At 50.7% G+C, this 15,800-nt stretch carries 20 protein-coding genes; all 20 read right to left on the bottom strand.

Translation table 11 applies throughout. From position 1 onward, the window contains the following. Window positions 1–128 precede the first annotated feature (128 nt). The 20 genes from FYJ35_RS02125 to FYJ35_RS02220 all read right to left on the bottom strand — a co-directional run bounded on the left by FYJ35_RS02125 (window position 129) and on the right by FYJ35_RS02220 (window position 15,745). A complete protein-coding gene (locus tag FYJ35_RS02125) occupies window positions 129–1,115 on the bottom strand; it encodes an ArdC family protein (protein WP_154522493.1) in 987 nt (328 codons plus the stop codon). 109 nt (window positions 1,116–1,224) lie between these two features. Continuing rightward, entirely contained in the window at window positions 1,225–1,506 is a 282-nt protein-coding gene (locus FYJ35_RS02130) for an LlsX family protein (protein ID WP_154522495.1), read from the bottom strand. Between the two features lie 43 nt (window positions 1,507–1,549). After that, window positions 1,550–2,092 carry an HD domain-containing protein gene (locus FYJ35_RS02135; protein WP_154522498.1) on the bottom strand — a complete coding sequence of 181 codons (543 nt, stop codon included), beginning with the start codon at window positions 2,090–2,092 and terminating at the stop codon, window positions 1,550–1,552. 36 nt (window positions 2,093–2,128) lie between these two features. Next, window positions 2,129–2,668 (bottom strand): nitroreductase family protein, encoded by a 540-nt coding sequence (locus tag FYJ35_RS02140; RefSeq protein WP_154522501.1) that lies wholly within the window; start codon window positions 2,666–2,668, stop codon window positions 2,129–2,131. Between the two features lie 25 nt (window positions 2,669–2,693). Then, a complete protein-coding gene (locus FYJ35_RS02145; protein WP_154522504.1) occupies window positions 2,694–3,389 on the bottom strand; it encodes a hypothetical protein in 696 nt (231 codons plus the stop codon). 77 nt (window positions 3,390–3,466) lie between these two features. Further along, window positions 3,467–3,604 (bottom strand): hypothetical protein, encoded by a 138-nt coding sequence (locus FYJ35_RS02150; protein ID WP_154522507.1) that lies wholly within the window; start codon window positions 3,602–3,604, stop codon window positions 3,467–3,469. Beyond that, a complete protein-coding gene (locus FYJ35_RS02155; RefSeq protein ID WP_154522510.1) occupies window positions 3,591–4,127 on the bottom strand; it encodes a hypothetical protein in 537 nt (178 codons plus the stop codon). The genes FYJ35_RS02150 and FYJ35_RS02155 overlap by 14 nt, the downstream gene beginning before the upstream one ends. 62 nt (window positions 4,128–4,189) lie before the next feature. Then, entirely contained in the window at window positions 4,190–4,429 is a 240-nt protein-coding gene (locus tag FYJ35_RS02160; RefSeq protein WP_154522513.1) for a hypothetical protein, read from the bottom strand. Window positions 4,430–4,528: 99 nt separating this feature from the next. Then, window positions 4,529–6,613 (bottom strand): VirD4-like conjugal transfer protein, CD1115 family, encoded by a 2,085-nt coding sequence (locus FYJ35_RS02165; RefSeq protein WP_154522516.1) that lies wholly within the window; start codon window positions 6,611–6,613, stop codon window positions 4,529–4,531. 19 nt (window positions 6,614–6,632) lie between these two features. Beyond that, window positions 6,633–7,715 carry a DUF3801 domain-containing protein gene (locus tag FYJ35_RS02170; protein ID WP_154522519.1) on the bottom strand — a complete coding sequence of 361 codons (1,083 nt, stop codon included), beginning with the start codon at window positions 7,713–7,715 and terminating at the stop codon, window positions 6,633–6,635. A 37-nt stretch (window positions 7,716–7,752) separates the two neighbouring features. Then, window positions 7,753–8,337: a septation protein SpoVG family protein gene (locus tag FYJ35_RS02175; protein WP_154522522.1), complete on the bottom strand. Its 585-nt coding sequence runs from the start codon at window positions 8,335–8,337 to the stop codon at window positions 7,753–7,755. After that, complete coding sequence (locus FYJ35_RS02180; protein ID WP_154522525.1) at window positions 8,334–8,678, bottom strand: hypothetical protein; 345 nt, start codon at window positions 8,676–8,678, stop codon at window positions 8,334–8,336. The genes FYJ35_RS02175 and FYJ35_RS02180 overlap by 4 nt, the downstream gene beginning before the upstream one ends. Window positions 8,679–8,903: 225 nt before the next feature. Then, on the bottom strand, window positions 8,904–10,118 hold the full coding sequence (locus FYJ35_RS02185; protein WP_154522528.1) for a DUF5688 family protein: 1,215 nt from the start codon (window positions 10,116–10,118) through the stop codon (window positions 8,904–8,906). A gap of 108 nt (window positions 10,119–10,226) precedes the next feature. Then, a complete protein-coding gene (locus FYJ35_RS02190; RefSeq protein WP_154522531.1) occupies window positions 10,227–10,745 on the bottom strand; it encodes a JAB domain-containing protein in 519 nt (172 codons plus the stop codon). After that, on the bottom strand, window positions 10,720–10,905 hold the full coding sequence (locus FYJ35_RS02195) for a hypothetical protein (protein ID WP_154522534.1): 186 nt from the start codon (window positions 10,903–10,905) through the stop codon (window positions 10,720–10,722). Before FYJ35_RS02195 ends, FYJ35_RS02190 begins: the two co-directional genes overlap by 26 nt. 3 nt (window positions 10,906–10,908) lie before the next feature. After that, window positions 10,909–12,063: a hypothetical protein gene (locus FYJ35_RS02200; RefSeq protein WP_154522537.1), complete on the bottom strand. Its 1,155-nt coding sequence runs from the start codon at window positions 12,061–12,063 to the stop codon at window positions 10,909–10,911. Then, entirely contained in the window at window positions 12,060–13,631 is a 1,572-nt protein-coding gene (locus FYJ35_RS02205) for a relaxase/mobilization nuclease domain-containing protein (protein WP_154522540.1), read from the bottom strand. The genes FYJ35_RS02200 and FYJ35_RS02205 overlap by 4 nt, the downstream gene beginning before the upstream one ends. Beyond that, window positions 13,603–14,004, bottom strand: a complete 402-nt coding sequence (gene mobC, locus FYJ35_RS02210; RefSeq protein ID WP_154522543.1) for a plasmid mobilization relaxosome protein MobC — start codon at window positions 14,002–14,004, stop codon at window positions 13,603–13,605. The genes FYJ35_RS02205 and mobC overlap by 29 nt, the downstream gene beginning before the upstream one ends. Window positions 14,005–14,152: 148 nt before the next feature. Then, complete coding sequence (locus tag FYJ35_RS02215) at window positions 14,153–14,509, bottom strand: hypothetical protein (protein ID WP_154522546.1); 357 nt, start codon at window positions 14,507–14,509, stop codon at window positions 14,153–14,155. Window positions 14,510–14,575: 66 nt separating this feature from the next. Further along, window positions 14,576–15,745, bottom strand: coding sequence for a hypothetical protein (locus FYJ35_RS02220; RefSeq protein WP_154522549.1), 1,170 nt, complete (start codon window positions 15,743–15,745; stop codon window positions 14,576–14,578). Window positions 15,746–15,800: the final 55 nt, after the last annotated feature.

Genomic DNA, 15,800 nt, shown 5'->3' on the forward strand with positions numbered 1-15,800 from the left:
TCCGCAGATACTTCTCCGACAGGCCGGTAATGATCGCCGTTTCCCTGATTGTGTTGAAATCCTTCATGGAGCTTCTGTCGAATGTGTTCTTCTTTTTGTTTGTCCTCATATCTCATGCCCTCCCTGTATTATCTGATCTGTTCCTCTGTTCTTACTGGTTCCTGTTTCTCCTCTGCATGCTCCCTGACAGGCACTTCTGTCAGTTCTGCAAATGGCAGTTCATATTTCTTCGCGTAGTTGCTCACCAGTCGGTCCGATATCTTTTCCGCATCGGCGCAGGCCCGGAAGAATTCGTTGTAGTCGTTCTGGATGACACTGATCCAGGAACGCAGATAATCTGAATGGTCTTCGTAATGTTCTCCAGACAGCGGAATCCCCAGATCTGTTTCCGTGAAGAGTGCTCCGATCTCCGCCCGGAGTTCCTCCTTCGCATAGCCTTCGGATCCAAATGGTCCTCCGAACTTTCGATTCAGTCTCGATGCCGCCCCGGTCATATGAGCGAGTTCATGCAGAAGTGTCTTTGCGAAGCTGGTCTGATCCTTGAACTGGCTTCGGAGCGGCAGATAGATTTCATCCAAGGATGGGCTATAGAAGGACCTGTCCTGCGCAATCTCGTGAATCGGGCACTCGCTTGTATCGATGATCCGGTCTACGACCGTATCGATTTCCGGTTCCGGACACTCATTTCGGCCGAAACCCGGGAAATCCTGCACCTGTTCGGCGTTGAATACCCGAAAAAAAGAGACCTGCGGCCTGTCCAGCTGCACGGTCTCAAATGTCACATTTCCGTTCTGATCCTTCACTTTCTTCTGTTTTTCGAAGATCCATTTCTCACAGAGAACGCCATGCTCCCCTTTCTTGATGAAATAACCCTTCTCCGAGTACTGTCTGGCGGTCGCCCACCGCGGGTCCTTATAGCCATGCTCGACGACCATCGCCATCAGCCGCAGCCGGTTGCCGCCCTTGTACTGCACCTTCGACAGCGGATTCTGCGGCCGGAGTGACGCCCTGTCCCATTCCTCTTTATTGAAGAAATAGCCCTGTTTCATCATCCCAATGATCTTGTCCACCAGGGCTTTCCGTTCATCCATCACAATTTCAAATGCACCCGGCATTCTCTTCCTCCCTTCTGGGCATGAAAAAGCCTCCAGGTAATCAATCTCCCAGAGGCGCTGCGCAACTATTCAGTTTTAATGTCCTTCACTTTGAGATAGCTGGAGCGTATTAGTGTTTTCGGAGTTTGAAAATAATTTCTTCAACTGCAAATACGACAGCCATGACGATAGCAGAGACTCCACCCATGGCAGGCCCATTTGAAGTCCCTATATATTTTTCTCCTGATAGAACCAAATGATAGATATTCAGGCCAAACATATATACTTCTGAAGTTTCCGTACCCCGGCGATAAGCATTCGAATATCCGAAATATATGGCTGCCGCCATGAATAACAAAGCTATCCCAAAACCGCACACCAGTGTAATCAGCCTTCTTACTATCGGTTTCATGACAATCTTTCCCACCTTTCACCAATGAGTTGCTCTACCCATATCAAATTTCCCTTGAACGATAGATCTCCAGATACTCCTTCTCTACTTCCTGAAATGGTCTCCATTCGTAGGAGATTTCGATATGTATCTCCGGCTTCGGTCCGATGTCCTCATTCAGGAGTTCATGCATGTCGTACCAGAGCATAGCGTTATCAATGTGCTTCATCTTCCGGTACTCTTCCTCTGTCAGATCCGATCCAAGGAATTTTGTATACAAAACTGAAAGCAAGTGGTCCTCCGCCACCCGATATTCCGGAAGGTTTCTCTTGAAAGGTCTCGGAACATCCGACATATAGCATTCGGAAGCATCGTGAAGCAGGCAGGCCAGGATCATCCGGTCCGGGAGAGACAGGGCATCCGCCTCCCGCGCACAGTTGATGCAATGCTGGCCCACGGAGAAAAAAGTCTTCACATGACCATTTCCGCGGCAGATCAGTGGCAGGGCATGCGCAATGTCCTCGATCCGGAAATCTTCCGGTTTCGGATCCAGCGGATTCATATGGATCCCGGAATGTGTTGTGATGCAGTCAGCCTGGTTTCCCATCTTTAGTCATTACCTCAGGAAATATTCAGCAAAAGTTCAGATAAACCGTGCAATCTCTTCTACTTCCTTGCGCTTTGGAGCAGGCTTGTCCTCTACCGGATACCCCATGGCAATAACCGACGTTACCATCTCATCGTCCGGAAGATCCAAGATCTCATGGATCTTCACATCGTCTACGACACCCATGATTACAGTTCCGATTCCGAAGCTATGTGCAGCCAGACAGAATGTTTGGGCAGAGATTCCCGCGTCATACATCTGCCAGCCGGATCCCTTATCGGTCGAAAATGAACCATCCTGCTCATATCCGCTGACTCCTTTTACTACCGACTGGACAGCCAAAACCTGTGCGCGCTGTATAGTCTTGGTGTTATATGTGTATCCAAGTACCGCATCAGCGATTGCATTGATTCGCTCTTTGTCAGTTACCATACTGTAACGGACAACCTGAGTATTTTTCCAGGACGGCGCATATCTCACTGAATCCAGGATCTGATTCATCGTCTCCCTGTCAATCTCCCGGTCCAGATACTTCCGAACACTCCTTCTTGTCTTGATACACTCGACTGCATCCATAATCGTTAACCCTACTGAATCCCTTTCACATGCTCTGAACGACTGATAACACTTTTATTGTCCTGCAATAAATCTTGTAAAACTCGACATCGAAATACAGCATACTGCTGTTTAATCTCACTGGGTAGCAGTAGAAGTCAGACAGATAGGTTATCTCGGGATCTACACCTTCAACGGACACAGAAGAAACACCATAAAAGCCAAATGTCACGGTAGTTCCATCCAGAGAAAGAACAAGCTCTGCACTGTTCATATCATGTCTGAAAGAAATCACTTTGCTATCATGAAAATAAAAATCTCCCAAGGCCTGATTGTTTTCAATAAAGCCAACCATCTTCTCGTATTGATAATTATCGGATTCCCTCCAGCTGAAACTATAAGTCAGATCATCATACATGTCCTGGATAATGCCGACTTCTTTCTGAGAAGGTTGCCTGGTTTCATCATTGCAAAGCCTGAACTGCTCTAATGCCGGTTCAACATATCTGTGAAGGATAAAATATGGGTTTTCCTTATAACGGTTCTCAGATGCCATCATGGCAAGTATTCTCCCATACCAAAGAGGGTGTTTTTCCTCTGCTTCATACGCTTCATGGTATGCTTTCCACATATAGTAATAACCGTTTCGTTCGTCACGCCCCCAGTTACCATGTTTCGGCCCCCATAAGCAATCCCGTGCTTTTTTGTAATCGTCCTTTATCTCTTCCCAATTTGCCGGCATGTATATTCCTCCGTAACAAGAACAATCTTCGAACCCAATATATCACCTGTGCTATCGGCTCTCAATGAAACATTTCATCATTCAGACTTCTCAGTCCGCTTCCCCGGAAGGACTTCCTCCCGCATCTCCAGATCGGTCAGCTGTACGATATCCCCTTCGTCGGTGATGCCGTACTTTTCTGCAAGCTCTTCCCGGATATCCTTATCCTTTGCCATCTGTCTTCTCCTTCCTGATCCGTTCATATTCCCGGGTCATCTGTTCACTGTCCATCGTCAGAGAATAGAGGTATTCCAGCTCGTCTGCGGTAAAACCGTCCTTGATTGCCTGGACGATAATGTTGATCTGGCCTGCGCTCAGCTTTCCTTCTTTGATGATATCCAGAATGCGTTTCGATGCGTCCGCGGTAGTCCCGGTACCCTTCTGCTTGTCAGTCTTTTTCCCGGCTGCTTTCTCCTGTTCAACCTTCTGTGCAGCCTGCTTTTCCGCTTTTGCTTTCTCCTCCGCTTTTTTCGCATCCATGACGGCTCCACGATCTTTCAGCCACTGTTCCATCTCCTCCGCCGTTGGCTGTTCTCCGTTCTTGTCCCTTGCCTCTTTCTCCATCCTGTCGATATCATCAAAGCTGATCTTGTCCAGAGTTTCCGGATCAAGATAAATGATCCGCACTGGGTCTCCGTCTTTCTGCTTGTTTCTGAAATATTCGAAGTCCTTCTCTGTAAGATACTGAAGATTATTCACGACTGTCCCTCCTCCTATTCTTACGATAGGGGCCTCCGGAGGATGAACTCCGGAGGCTGCCATTATCTGCCAACACTAAGTTCCTCCACCTTTTCGGGTTCAGGTGGGTTCAGGCTCTTTATCAGTGCGGCGTAATTCACCAGAAAGCGGGTGCCACTGTATACCCCTGGAAGCTTATCCTCCTTCTGCAGCCTTCGCAGGTACTTTTCTGACAAGCCAGTGATAAATGCCGTCTCTCTGATCGTGTTGAAGTCTTTCATACTGCTGCGGTCGATAATATTCTTTTTCTTTCTTCCTCTCATCTTGATTCCTCCTGCGCTTATCTGAGCTTCCTGGATGCACCTTAAGTGATCCGGTTCCCATATAACAACTTGTTACCTGCAGCCTTTTCATACCTGAGGTTAAAGGTCCGGTTCTGTTACATTCATCACTTCATTCCCCTTCTGAAACAGTTCCCCCCATTCCTCTTCTTTTCCAAGCGTGATCTTCCCATCCTCCAGAAAGCCACAGATCGGATAGCGGATCAGCTGCTGGCCGCCTGCATACACACGATCTGGATTCTCAAGCGAGAAAACAGGATATGCTTCCACCTGACCATTTGAATACTTGTGAAGGAAAGAGCCCAGCATCTGAGTCCCTGCCAGATATCTTCCTTCAAGGTTCTCAAGCTTATCGAATATCCTGGACTCCCGGAATACTCCCATGTACTGCTCGATCTGGTAGAAATAGGACTCGCAGTCGGCATCTTCCCCTTCCGCATCGATATAGAAATGAATCTCGTCCTTCTCTTCCTGTGACTTCCGTTTCCTCTCGCTCACATATGATCCCAGCGCCGACGATGCAATGAACTCCGGCAGCTCAAGCGTATGAAACTTGTCGTCCATGATCGGATTGCAGCCGCGGATGAAAACCAGCTCCTTCTCGTTGTCCATCCTTCGGACCTCATCCGGCGTCATCAGCTCGCGGCCGACCACATCAAAGTTGCTGCTGGCCGACCCCTTGCTCCCCAAAGACTCACTGGACGAACGTTTGCCAAGTGTATACTTGCCCAGCATCTCCGTCATGTACTTATGAGTCTCAGGTTCATTTCCGCCAAGGTAGATCATGGTATCACAGTTGCCGATGATGGCTTGCCAGGTGTCCTTGAACAGGGCCTGCAGCTGCGCGCGGTTCTGAAGGATGATGTTGGCGGACATGTTCCTGCTTCGCATGGTGGAAATGATCTCCGTGAAGCCGTCCGGAAGCGGCGTATTCGCGAATTCGTCCATCCAGAATGCCACATGGATTGGCAGCGATCCGCCATATTTGAAGTCTGCGATATAGTACAGTTCCTGAAAGATCTGGGTGTAGAGGAGGCCAATCAAGAAGCTGTAGGACTTGTCATTGTCCGGAATGATGCAGAACAGAGCCGTCTTTCGGTCCGGGTTCTCATAGACTCCTTCTCCGATTGCGCGGATATCAATATCATCATGGTCCAGGATCTTCAGTATCTTTGGGTTCTGCAGATAGGCAAGTCTCGCATGGGCGGAAATGATGATGGACCGGATCGTGTCCTTGGCTCCGCTCCGTACCTTCAGGTATGCCACCCTTGCCGGATGGTCATCGGGAAGGACTTCCATCATCTGATCCAGTTCCGACAGGTCTCCTGCTTTCTCCGCCACCTTCGCTTTGTTCAGCAGATCCATCATCTCGCGGATCGTCGCCGGCTTCCCATGCTTTGGACATTCGTACCAGACATAGGACATGATGGCCTGCAGGTATAGGGAAAGGGCGGAGTCCCAGAATGGGTCCCCGCCCTTTGCGTCCTTGGGTCTGGTGTTATTCATCATGTTGGTGACCAGCTTGATGATGTCATTGTCCGAGCGGATATAGGCGAAGGGATTGTACCCATCCGAATCGTCCATATCGACCAGGTTGAAGGAAACGATACGGTAACCTTCCATCTCAAGACTGTTGGCAAGTGCTCTCCTGAGTTCAGATTTCGGGTCTGTGATCACCAGGGAACTTCGAGCCCCGGCCAGGATATTGGGCATAATCAGTCGGAAGCTCTTGCCTGCGCCGGAACCGCCGATAATGATGACATTATTGTTGAGTCCGGTTCTATGCGTATCCAGACTGATTCGCAGGTTCTGGGACAGTATTTTGTTGTTGGCAGGATCCGGATCAGCCAGTTTTTTATTTACCTCCTTGCAGGTGCCGAAGCTGGCTGTCCCGTACTCTGTTCCCGGCTTCACATCCCGATCCATTGAAGTTACTCTTAGGAAAATGACAAACCATATAATCCCGCAGATCAGGATGGCTTTCCAAGTCCATGGAGTGACCCGCAGCGGAAATGAGTGAAGCAGATAGTGAAACAAAAGCGGTTTCAGATTATCCAGCGTAACCTCATTTCCGTACATGAGCCCGATGCAGTAACCGAGGTAGACCGCTGCGGGAAGAAAGCAGAGAAAGAAAATCACGTTCAGTTTCCGTTTGGGATTCTGCATGTTCTTTCACCCTCCCTCCTCACAGCTTCTTCTCAAAGGGCGATGGCTCCTGCTTCGCGCCACTGTTCAGCAGACTGCTCAGATTCTCCAGCGCACTGGTCGGTCCTTCAAGACCTCCATGACCCTCTCCTAGTGTCTGATCGTGATTCTGATCACGAGTCTGCTCGCGGGTCATCTCCCTGGACCCGACCGTTGCCTGCCCGGAATTCCGATTCAAGGCAGCTTCTTTTACCAGCCCGATTACAACCGGCCCTGCCAGTGTCTGGAAAGTGGCTGTCCGAAAGTCTGTGACTGCATAAGCCCTGTCGCGGAAAAGGGCCGCGCCAAGACTCTTTTCACTGAGTCCCTTGCCCGGCAGCACCGCATCCTTAACAGGAATGAACACCGTCCGGTTCTGGTCGATCCGGTACTCGGCGAAGTTCTCCCTTATCTCGATTGGCGGCCCGCTGATCCACTGGTACTGCTGCTGAAGCCCCTGGCAGTCTAGATCACGGAGACGGACTCTCACATCTCCGAATGCTTCCTTCAGGTCTGCCACCTGCTGCTCGGGAGTACCCATATCTCTGGAATACTGTACTGTTTTCTCCGAAGTCCTCTCCTTCTTTTCGGTAAATGGGTCCGACACTGACTTTGACAGGTCCTGCGCTTCAGGTGTCAGTTCCCCGTTTCTGTTAAAGGCTGTCGAGAGATAATCCCTCTCACTGAGCATCCCCAGATAAGTGTCCTTATAAGGCCCCATCGCATGGTCGATCAGAAGAGCTCTCACCTTGGGAGCATCCGAAACAGCAATGGCGTATTGGGTACGGCCGTCCCCTCCGCAAAGATCCGGCATCTTCGCAAACAGGATCCCATGCTGCTTCATTTCCTTCTGGATCTTCTTCAGTTCCTTTTTGTCCTCACTCCCAACGTTCACATACATCATGTCGTCGCCCTTGATCGCCCGCAGCCTGCCAAGACGTGCCTTCCCCTTCCATTTCGAAAGACGGATCGTATTGATCAGCTTTGCAAACTGAATCGCCGCTTTCAGACTGATCTTCCCGAGAAGGTAAATTGCCTTGCCTGCCACGACCACGATCTGGGTAGCGTCCGCGACTTCACTCATCTATATTCCTCCTTTCCAGGAGCTGCAGCTCCATTTCTTACAGGCTTCTGCCATCCGGGACCGGAGCCTCCTCTGAAACATCTCCGATATCCTTTTCCTGCTCCAGCTTCTTGTCCTGATAAGCTTTGACGATCATCTCCGTCATTGCCTTCCGGATTCCCGGAGATACCGGACCGGCAATGTTCTGGTAGCGGTCACCATTCTTTTCATATGGATAGGAAACCCTGAGTTCCCCGTCCCGCTCAAAAATGCGGACTCCGTCGATCTTCACAAGACCGCCGTAATTCACCGTGGCGTAGCCCCTGGTCTCATCCTTTTCGTAAAGTCTTACTTCAACTGTCAGGTCGAGCGGTTCCTTCTCGACCTTCATCTGCGCAACCACACTCTTATTGACCGTATCCGTGATTGCTTTGCGAAGATCCTTGTCCTTGATCATGACGACCGGCTCCCATTTGTCTCCCTTCAGCTTTTCCGGAAATGAAACAAAGGAATAAGTCTTGCCGTCCTTGTCTGCCTGGATAACCTTCACGTTGTGGATCACGATCTTCTCATCCAGATATACGTCCCCGGATGCAAGAATCTTATCTGAAAAAATCGGTTTCATATCTGCCCTGATATTCATCTGCCTGCCTCCTTCTTTTCAGCTCCGGTTCCGGAGCCTGCCTTTGCTGCTTCGTTTGCTGCTTTCTTCTGCGTATCTCCGGGAACCGTTTCCGGAATCCCACCCTTCTTCAGCGCATATGCGATCTGCTCCTGAGTAACTTCATAGAAGTATGTCTTTCCCTTCATCTCTGAAAGTGTCCTGTCGAGAACCGCGCTCATCTTCTTCAACCAAAAAGCCCGGTCTCTTTCCTGCTTCGCCCGGATCTGCTTCATCCGTCTGTTTTTTCTGTCCTCAAGTGCCTGCCGCCTTTCCTTGGCTTTCCGAATCTCTTCCTCAATCCGCTTCAGTTCTTCATCCATGCGGGCATCCCCTCACCAGCCCCAGATAAGATTCATCATGCTGGTGATGAATACCTCTCTGGAATAGGTCATCAGTCTCTTTCTGCAGCTTCTTGCCTGCTTCTCCGTAAGTCCGTTCATTCCCTTTCTCCTCCTGTTTCATGTAAAATGCCACCAGGTCACTTCATGGATCTGATGGCATTGACGTTTATTGGTATAGTTCGTGGCGACCTGGCCTCTGCTCTCTCAGCGGATAACATTCGTGTCGAGTTCCTGCTGCTTCTCAGGAGTTTTCTCCTTATTCAGTTCCGGAGCTCCAGGGCAGAGAAGGATCTTCCGGTCCGGATCATAGACATGGGCAAAATCCGAAAGCTGGTCTTCCGGGTCGACCTGCATCTCATTAATCGAACTGACCATCTCATCCAGTGCTTCGATCGATGCCCCCAGAGTCTTGGGAAGAACCATCACTTCATGGATGGAAGATGGCAGAATGAAGAATCCTTCCGGCATCTTCTTCGAGATCTGTTCCATGACCTCGGGAATGAAGACAGCCGCCGCGCCATGAACCATGGACTGAGTCGTAAGGACAAGAAGCGGGATCTCATCCGAGAGTGACCTGCCTTCCTCGTACTCTTCTTCATAGTCCTCGTCATAGTCCTCATCGAAATCGTCACGGTCTTCTTCATAGTCTTCCTGACGATCCGGCTCGGAATCTTCCTCCCACCAGTTCCGTTCCTCTTCCTTCCTGTCTACTGAATTCCGGCCTTCGGAAGATTCTCGTGAAGGTGAAGCAGGATCATTGAGCAGGTTTGTACGTTCAAGTTTCTCCTTCTGCTCCGGTCTCGGACGTCCTGTCGTCGTGAAGCTTCCGAATACATCGGACATTCTGTTGAGGGTCGGTTTGTCATTTTTGAGCGTGTTCTCCACAGCCGTATCAAAAAGCTGCTTTTCACTTACACCGAACGTCTCCATCATGCTGTTCGTGATCAGGATGCTGCCGTCCGCCCCGCCTGGGCCGGCAAGGTAGATCCGGTAAGTGCAGGCGATATCGCCCATCTCCCTGTGCGGAACAGTCTCCAGAAGCTTTTCATTTCTGGTAAGGCCGATCGCGCTGAGGTGAACCTTATCCTTCACAGCTTCCCAGCTGCCCAGATCCTGAAAGTCAGATGTCCCAATTGGATTGCGCTGGAGATTTTCAAGAGCTTCAGTGCCCTGCCCGGCTATGCGCTCCATTGCGCTTCCCATCGTCAGCGCCCCGTCAGACACCATTCGGTAATACTCATTCAGGTAGATGACCGGGCCGATATTGGATCCCGGCATCGTAAGGGTCAGACCGACCATATCTCCAAGATTCACCTTCCGGTTGGTCTGAAGGCGCAGCTTCGCTTCCTGAAACTGAGGCGGCAAATAGTGGACCACATTCTTCTCAACCGCCTGGCAAAAGTCTTCAAAATTCATCATCAGATAATCCTCCTTGTAAATGTTCCCCACGTGCGAAATACTGCTCCCTGCAGTCTGCTTCGCACGTCAGGGCAAAGTAAAAGCCCCGGCGTCATAGCCGCGGCTTCCTCATAAAGTATTTTCCGGCTGCCGGTCCGCAACCCGCTCCAGTTCCCGCCAGTCTCTGTCAGGAAATTCCATGACGCCTCTGTCTCTGAGGCTTGTATATGCCCTCTCCCTCGTCCCAATGATCAGGTGATCCAGCACTTCAATCCCAAGGATTTTTCCGGCGCTTACCATCCGCTCTGTCAGGTCGATGTCCTCCCTGGATGGTTCCAGTTCTCCGCTTGGATGGTTATGGATCAGCAAAACTGATGACGCATTCGACAGGATAGAGGACTTGAAGACATCCCGCGGATGGACAACGGTATAGTTCAGCGTCCCGACGCTGCAGACATCCAGGTTGATAACCTGAAGATGACAGGTCATGTTCAGGATCATGAATACTTCCCGGTCAAGGTCGCTGAATTCTCTTGTGATCAGGTCAACGGCTTCTTCCGGTGTAGAGACGGGTGTCTGAGAGACCAGTTTCCGGTCCGGGATCATACGGATGCGGACAAGGTCAAGTCCTCTGTTTGTCTCGCCCATCGAAATACACCTCCATCATCACACCGTCTGGCATCGCCCTGACGAGTTCTGTGATAAAAAATGAATCCACGCAGGGGATAGGGACAACATCGGGATTTTCCTCTAAGCAGAAATGACTGGCGGCGGTCTGCATCTTTCCGTTTTTCTTCTCCTTGTCCATCGCTCACCTCTTCATATAAGAAAGCATCACCTGCATGTTCCCAAGTGAGATCTTCGGATCACAGAGTTCTTTCAGACCGGAAAGAGAGATACCTGCCTTGTCAGCTTCCTGGATCAACGCAATCTGCTCATCACTGTAGCGGCGGTCACAGTAAACCTTTTCCAGAAATTTCTTTCTTCGCCTCTGGCCCCATCCGCAGAATCCTGAAGATGCTTCCCCTTTCCCAGATCCGGATGGGTGAGCCGGATTCTTATCCAATGTTTCTGCTCCGGATGCACTGGACGTATTCTGATCCGGTGCTCCTGCTTCGGATGCGCTGGACATATTCTGATTCAATGCTCCTGCTCCGGAGACTGTAGCCGAAACATTATCAAAGTCTTCCATCTCGGATATTCCTACTTCAGCTGTCTCTCCAGTAGCACTACCCGTTGCTCTGCCTCCAGCAGCGACTCTGCTTCTTTCAGCTGCTTTCTCCTTCATCGCCTGGATCTGCTGTCTGAGGGATTCATTTTCCTCAGTCAGTTTTTCGACCCGGACATTCAGCTTGAGTACCTTTCTCCCTGAAAGATCAAGCTGAGATCTGAGCTGGTGGATCTCTTCCATGCGCTCATCCGCTTTCTGCTGAGCTTCCAGATAACTGTCCCGCAGCCTGTTCTTTTCCTTTTCCGCTGCTTCACTCTCCAGCTTTGAGATTTGCATCCGATACTGATCCATGCGGTCCATCACCGAACTTGAAAACTCCGTCTGTGACCGGATGAGTTTCTCCTGAGACTGGTTCTGCGATCTCACCAGTTCTGTCAGAAGCTGCAGGCCCCGGCTGGCCAAGATGAAGTCCTGAACCGGTGGTTTCTCCTGATATGCGACATCGGTTCTTTGCGGATCAGGAGAATCCTCCTGTTCTGCTTCGCTCGAATCTGATACATGTATCCCCTGCATTGTCTCAGCAGCTTCGGCAAAGGCTTCTGAATTCGCTGCTTCCGCCTGTTCCGATTTCTGGTTCTTTGGCGGACGGCCCCTCCCTCTTTTGACTGGACCGGCAATCTGTTCCTCCTGCTTCCTTTCCTCATCAGAAGTCGCTGTCTCTGGTTTTACCGAATCTGCAGCCTGTCCATTTTCATCCGCTTCAAAATTAATTCCTTCAACTTCTTTCTCGTTCATCTGATAACCTCCTCTTCCTCTTTCTTCATGTTCTCCTCTTGCCTTGCCTGAGCATCCATCTTCGGGGTCTGCTCCCTGGAGCCCGGTTTTCTGCTTTCCATGGTTCTTCCAGTCTCCGGATCAGAAATGTTCTCCTGTTGCATCTCCATCAGCTGGCGGTCTATCCCGGCAAGAAGCCGTTCCCTGCTTTTGAGTGTCCGGATCTGGTCCAGGCATCTTGACTGCTGCGCTTCAAGATCCGCTTCATAAGCAATTGCCCGCTCGATTGGCATTGCCCTTTCAATCTTCTTCCCCAGCTGCAGAAGCTCGGACTCTTCTTCCGGACTACGGCTGGCCTTTTCCTTCAGTTCCTTCCACCTTCGGACATTTCTGCTGATGCCACTTCTGTAGATCCTGGTCCTGACAGAGGAAAGTTCCGACTGGACGGCTTTCCGCTCAATTCCAGCCGCTTTCCATTTCTGCCGCAGATCCTCTTCCGAGCGGATATCCTCCCGGATGAGAAACTGCAGATTATCGGACAGTTCTTCCAGCTGCAGCACTGCAGATCTGCTACCCCTCCGCGCCATTGGCCCCGGTCTCCGGATCAGACAGGTATTTCTCCAACTCCGGTAAAAGCTTCTCTGGAATGGCGTCATCCTCCACTTGCCGGATTTTCTCTTTTTAAGAAAAAGAAGACGGCGGACCGTCTCCATCTCTCCATACCTTCTGAAGTCCTCCGGGTCGACCGGATGGCTCCGCACAAATTCGATCCGTTCCTGGATTTCTTCTTTCGAATAACCTCTGCCCAGCCGAAGTGTCCGGACCGCACGCTCCCTTCCCTCCGGCTTCAAGGACAGATACTTTCCGTCACGGACGGTATATCCCAGCGACTCCATGTATCTCAGAAACGACCCATACGATGGACTTCGCATGATTGCCTCATCGATATCGTCCCTCATAAGGTCGAACCAGCTGTGGATGTAAGGATGCTCCGACTGCTGTTTTTTCGTCTCCCAGTTATCTCTGGTATCCGGACCGCCATGCTTCTCCTTCCGTCTTTCCTTTCTCCGGATCCATTCGCCATGGTTAACAGACGTTCTCGCCTCGCCATATTCAAGAGGAGGTAGTCCGTACTTCTGGCAGACCCGATCCGAGATTGGCTGGATCCGTTTCTCCCAGTCTCCTTTCGGCGAATGGTACTTGACCCCGTCATCGACCGCGACCGAATCAAAGACAATGTGCACATGCATGTGATCCTTGTCCGTGTGGACCGCATAAGTGAAGTAATACCTTCCTCCCAGAAGCTCCTGTGTGAAGTCCTCCGCAACCAATCCAGCCGTTCTGGCGTCAACCTTGCAGTCTGGCGGAAATGAGATCACGTAGTGAAATCCCGCGCTCCCTCCGGTTTTGTTCCAGTAGTCCTTGTTGCGTTTCATGACCGCATAGGCATGATCCGGACTGCTCCCCGCATTTCCCCCGACCAGGGTCGCCTTATCCGGATTGCAGATATAGCGCAGTGCTGCCTTCAGCCCTCCGGATGGATCCCCCGACTTTCTCTCCTTAATACGGAGCAGTTTCGTGACCGCCATTCTCGTATGCCCTCATAATTTCCCGGAAGATCCTGCTGCAGGTCTCCTCCAGCTCCTCCTGTCTCTCCCGGAGATTTCGCATTTCATAGCCGCTGACATATCCGGACGCGTTCGCTACATGAGCGATCTGATTGATGTTCGTCCCGATCTTCGTGATGCTGTAGTCGAGGCGATGAAGACTGTCTTTGACCTCTGCCGGAAGCTCCGGCACTTTCGACCCGAAGACCTTGCTTCGGATAAATGCGGCCTGGCTCATTTTTGACTTCCAGGCGGCGTCCTTCAACATCTCCTGTTCTTTGTCCGTGAGCCTCAAAGTGATCCTGTTGGTCCGGCAGCCCTCAGGCTCCGGATAATAAATTCCGAATATTGTCATGATTTTTTCCTCCGTATTTTTTTGATTTTTCCGCAGAAAATTCCAGAAAAATAATGAGTAGGTGAGCAAGATACGCCTTTGGCAGACATCCGGAAGATCAGGGGAATTTCCCCTGGCCCCTCAGAAAAATAAAAAAATTCATGAAAAATCACCTCCTCTTCCCCCCTAGAAGACTGCAAAGCTCCGTTTCTGTCATTTCATGGAGAGGAAGGTTCCGGATTGAGAGAAGCTGCATCAGGCTTTGGGAAGGGGCAATAAAAAAGATCCATCCGGCGCTAAGACCGAGGACCTTACAGTTTTTCATTGCCCGCCTTTTCATCTTCAGTGACTTCCGGTCCCTTGCATCTCCATTTTTCATCTTCAGCGCATAGACCTGCTCACCTCCCAATTCCTTCGTGCTTTTGAAAACAGCTCTCAGGATCTTCAGCCTCCTCAACTCGGAAACGGGATTCGAAGTGAGGATCTCGCTAAATCCGTCACAAGTCAGAATTACCACCGCTTCCATGAGACCTCCCGTTTTTCATGTCCGCCAAAGGGATATCCTTACTGAACTTCAATCCAATCCATCGATTTATGAAAATGTGTAACTGCCGCTGCTCTTGCTGTAGACTGCGGTAAGATTCGATCCGTCGGAAAGTTTCAGCTGGATGGTCGCCTGCCTTGTCCCGGCATCGATTGAGTAATCCGTCACCTCGGCGCTTGTGACATTCTTTCTGCCATGACTGAAAAGATAGTCATAAAGGCTGTACTGGAAGACATAACGGTTGTCCATGTAGTTGAGCAGTTCCTCCGGGACGGAGCTGATTGAAATATTCCTTGCGTCATAGCCGTCTTCCTGTTCCGGCCGTTCCTGACTCTGAGGCTGGTTCTGCGTCTGATTCTGCATCTGACCCTGAGAAGGTGTCTGGCCCTGAATACCTCCCGTCTGACTTCCGCCTCCGGATGTATCTGCACTGTACTCCGTCGTCAGAGTCTCTGCCTGTACTTCCGGCTGTTCGTCTTCGATCATGAAGATGTATTCGCCCGGAAGTTCCGGGAAGAGAATGAAGCGGAAGCTTTTACCACCTACTTTCTCCAGTCTTCCCTGGAAGGCCATTCCCTTCGGAAGTGAGCATTCGACCTCTCTCTCCACGATGATCCGTTTTGTGCTGATCCCGCGATCCTTCAGAAAAAGTCCGGCTGCCCGAAGGAAGTCTGTCTCCACAAATCCGGAATCCCGCTTCTCCTTTTCGGTCATCCCGGTGATTGTGAGATAAGGACTGATTCCCTGATCTTCTTCATTTCCGAAGATCTGTTCCTTCATGGAATCCTCGCCTTGACCGATCAGTTCCGCCTTCTCTTCTTCGAAAATCACTGCCTGCGCATCAGCCGCTTCGGTCTCAATCGGTTCCGTCAAGCCATAGGTTCTGGTGTTCTCAGCTGCATTCAGCTCACTCATCACCTGAGCAGCTTCCTGATTATTGGTTTCCGGCTCCGGCATATTCGCCAGTTCTCCCGTAACTGCAAGTCCCAGGATAAAGAGGACGGAAGCGCCAAGTGTCGCCATCTTCCTGGACCGGATAACTTTGCGCTGGTCATCCGGGAAGCTGTCCTCTTCCCCGCTGCCCGCTTCATCAGCTTTCAAGCCTCTCCTGCGCCACAAGTGCTTTGACCATCTTTTATCCGTCGCTCTGCCATGTGTTTCGTATTCCGGCTCCTGAGAAAAATCCTCCGGAGCTTCATTTCTCTTATTATTGTCCATACGGTCGTTCCTCCCTTAATCGAGTGGGCTCGGCTTCGTCTCCACTACTCGCTGC

The sequence above is a fragment of the Porcincola intestinalis genome (assembly GCF_009696445.1).
In the GTDB taxonomy this organism is placed as follows: domain Bacteria; phylum Bacillota; class Clostridia; order Lachnospirales; family Lachnospiraceae; genus Porcincola; species Porcincola intestinalis.

Coding starts and splice junctions, on each gene's coding strand:
- FYJ35_RS02125 (WP_154522493.1), bottom strand. CDS start 1,115: ATGCCGGGTGCATTTGAAATTGTGATGGATGAACGGAAAGCCCTGGTG.
- FYJ35_RS02130 (WP_154522495.1), bottom strand. CDS start 1,506: ATGAAACCGATAGTAAGAAGGCTGATTACACTGGTGTGCGGTTTTGGG.
- FYJ35_RS02135 (WP_154522498.1), bottom strand. CDS start 2,092: ATGGGAAACCAGGCTGACTGCATCACAACACATTCCGGGATCCATATG.
- FYJ35_RS02140 (WP_154522501.1), bottom strand. CDS start 2,668: ATGGATGCAGTCGAGTGTATCAAGACAAGAAGGAGTGTTCGGAAGTAT.
- FYJ35_RS02145 (WP_154522504.1), bottom strand. CDS start 3,389: ATGCCGGCAAATTGGGAAGAGATAAAGGACGATTACAAAAAAGCACGG.
- FYJ35_RS02150 (WP_154522507.1), bottom strand. CDS start 3,604: ATGGCAAAGGATAAGGATATCCGGGAAGAGCTTGCAGAAAAGTACGGC.
- FYJ35_RS02160 (WP_154522513.1), bottom strand. CDS start 4,429: ATGAGAGGAAGAAAGAAAAAGAATATTATCGACCGCAGCAGTATGAAA.
- FYJ35_RS02165 (WP_154522516.1), bottom strand. CDS start 6,613: ATGCAGAATCCCAAACGGAAACTGAACGTGATTTTCTTTCTCTGCTTT.
- FYJ35_RS02170 (WP_154522519.1), bottom strand. CDS start 7,715: ATGAGTGAAGTCGCGGACGCTACCCAGATCGTGGTCGTGGCAGGCAAG.
- FYJ35_RS02175 (WP_154522522.1), bottom strand. CDS start 8,337: ATGAATATCAGGGCAGATATGAAACCGATTTTTTCAGATAAGATTCTT.
- FYJ35_RS02180 (WP_154522525.1), bottom strand. CDS start 8,678: ATGGATGAAGAACTGAAGCGGATTGAGGAAGAGATTCGGAAAGCCAAG.
- FYJ35_RS02185 (WP_154522528.1), bottom strand. CDS start 10,118: ATGATGAATTTTGAAGACTTTTGCCAGGCGGTTGAGAAGAATGTGGTC.
- FYJ35_RS02190 (WP_154522531.1), bottom strand. CDS start 10,745: ATGGGCGAGACAAACAGAGGACTTGACCTTGTCCGCATCCGTATGATC.
- FYJ35_RS02195 (WP_154522534.1), bottom strand. CDS start 10,905: ATGGACAAGGAGAAGAAAAACGGAAAGATGCAGACCGCCGCCAGTCAT.
- FYJ35_RS02200 (WP_154522537.1), bottom strand. CDS start 12,063: ATGAACGAGAAAGAAGTTGAAGGAATTAATTTTGAAGCGGATGAAAAT.
- FYJ35_RS02205 (WP_154522540.1), bottom strand. CDS start 13,631: ATGGCGGTCACGAAACTGCTCCGTATTAAGGAGAGAAAGTCGGGGGAT.
- mobC (WP_154522543.1), bottom strand. CDS start 14,004: ATGACAATATTCGGAATTTATTATCCGGAGCCTGAGGGCTGCCGGACC.
- FYJ35_RS02215 (WP_154522546.1), bottom strand. CDS start 14,509: ATGGAAGCGGTGGTAATTCTGACTTGTGACGGATTTAGCGAGATCCTC.
- FYJ35_RS02220 (WP_154522549.1), bottom strand. CDS start 15,745: ATGGACAATAATAAGAGAAATGAAGCTCCGGAGGATTTTTCTCAGGAG.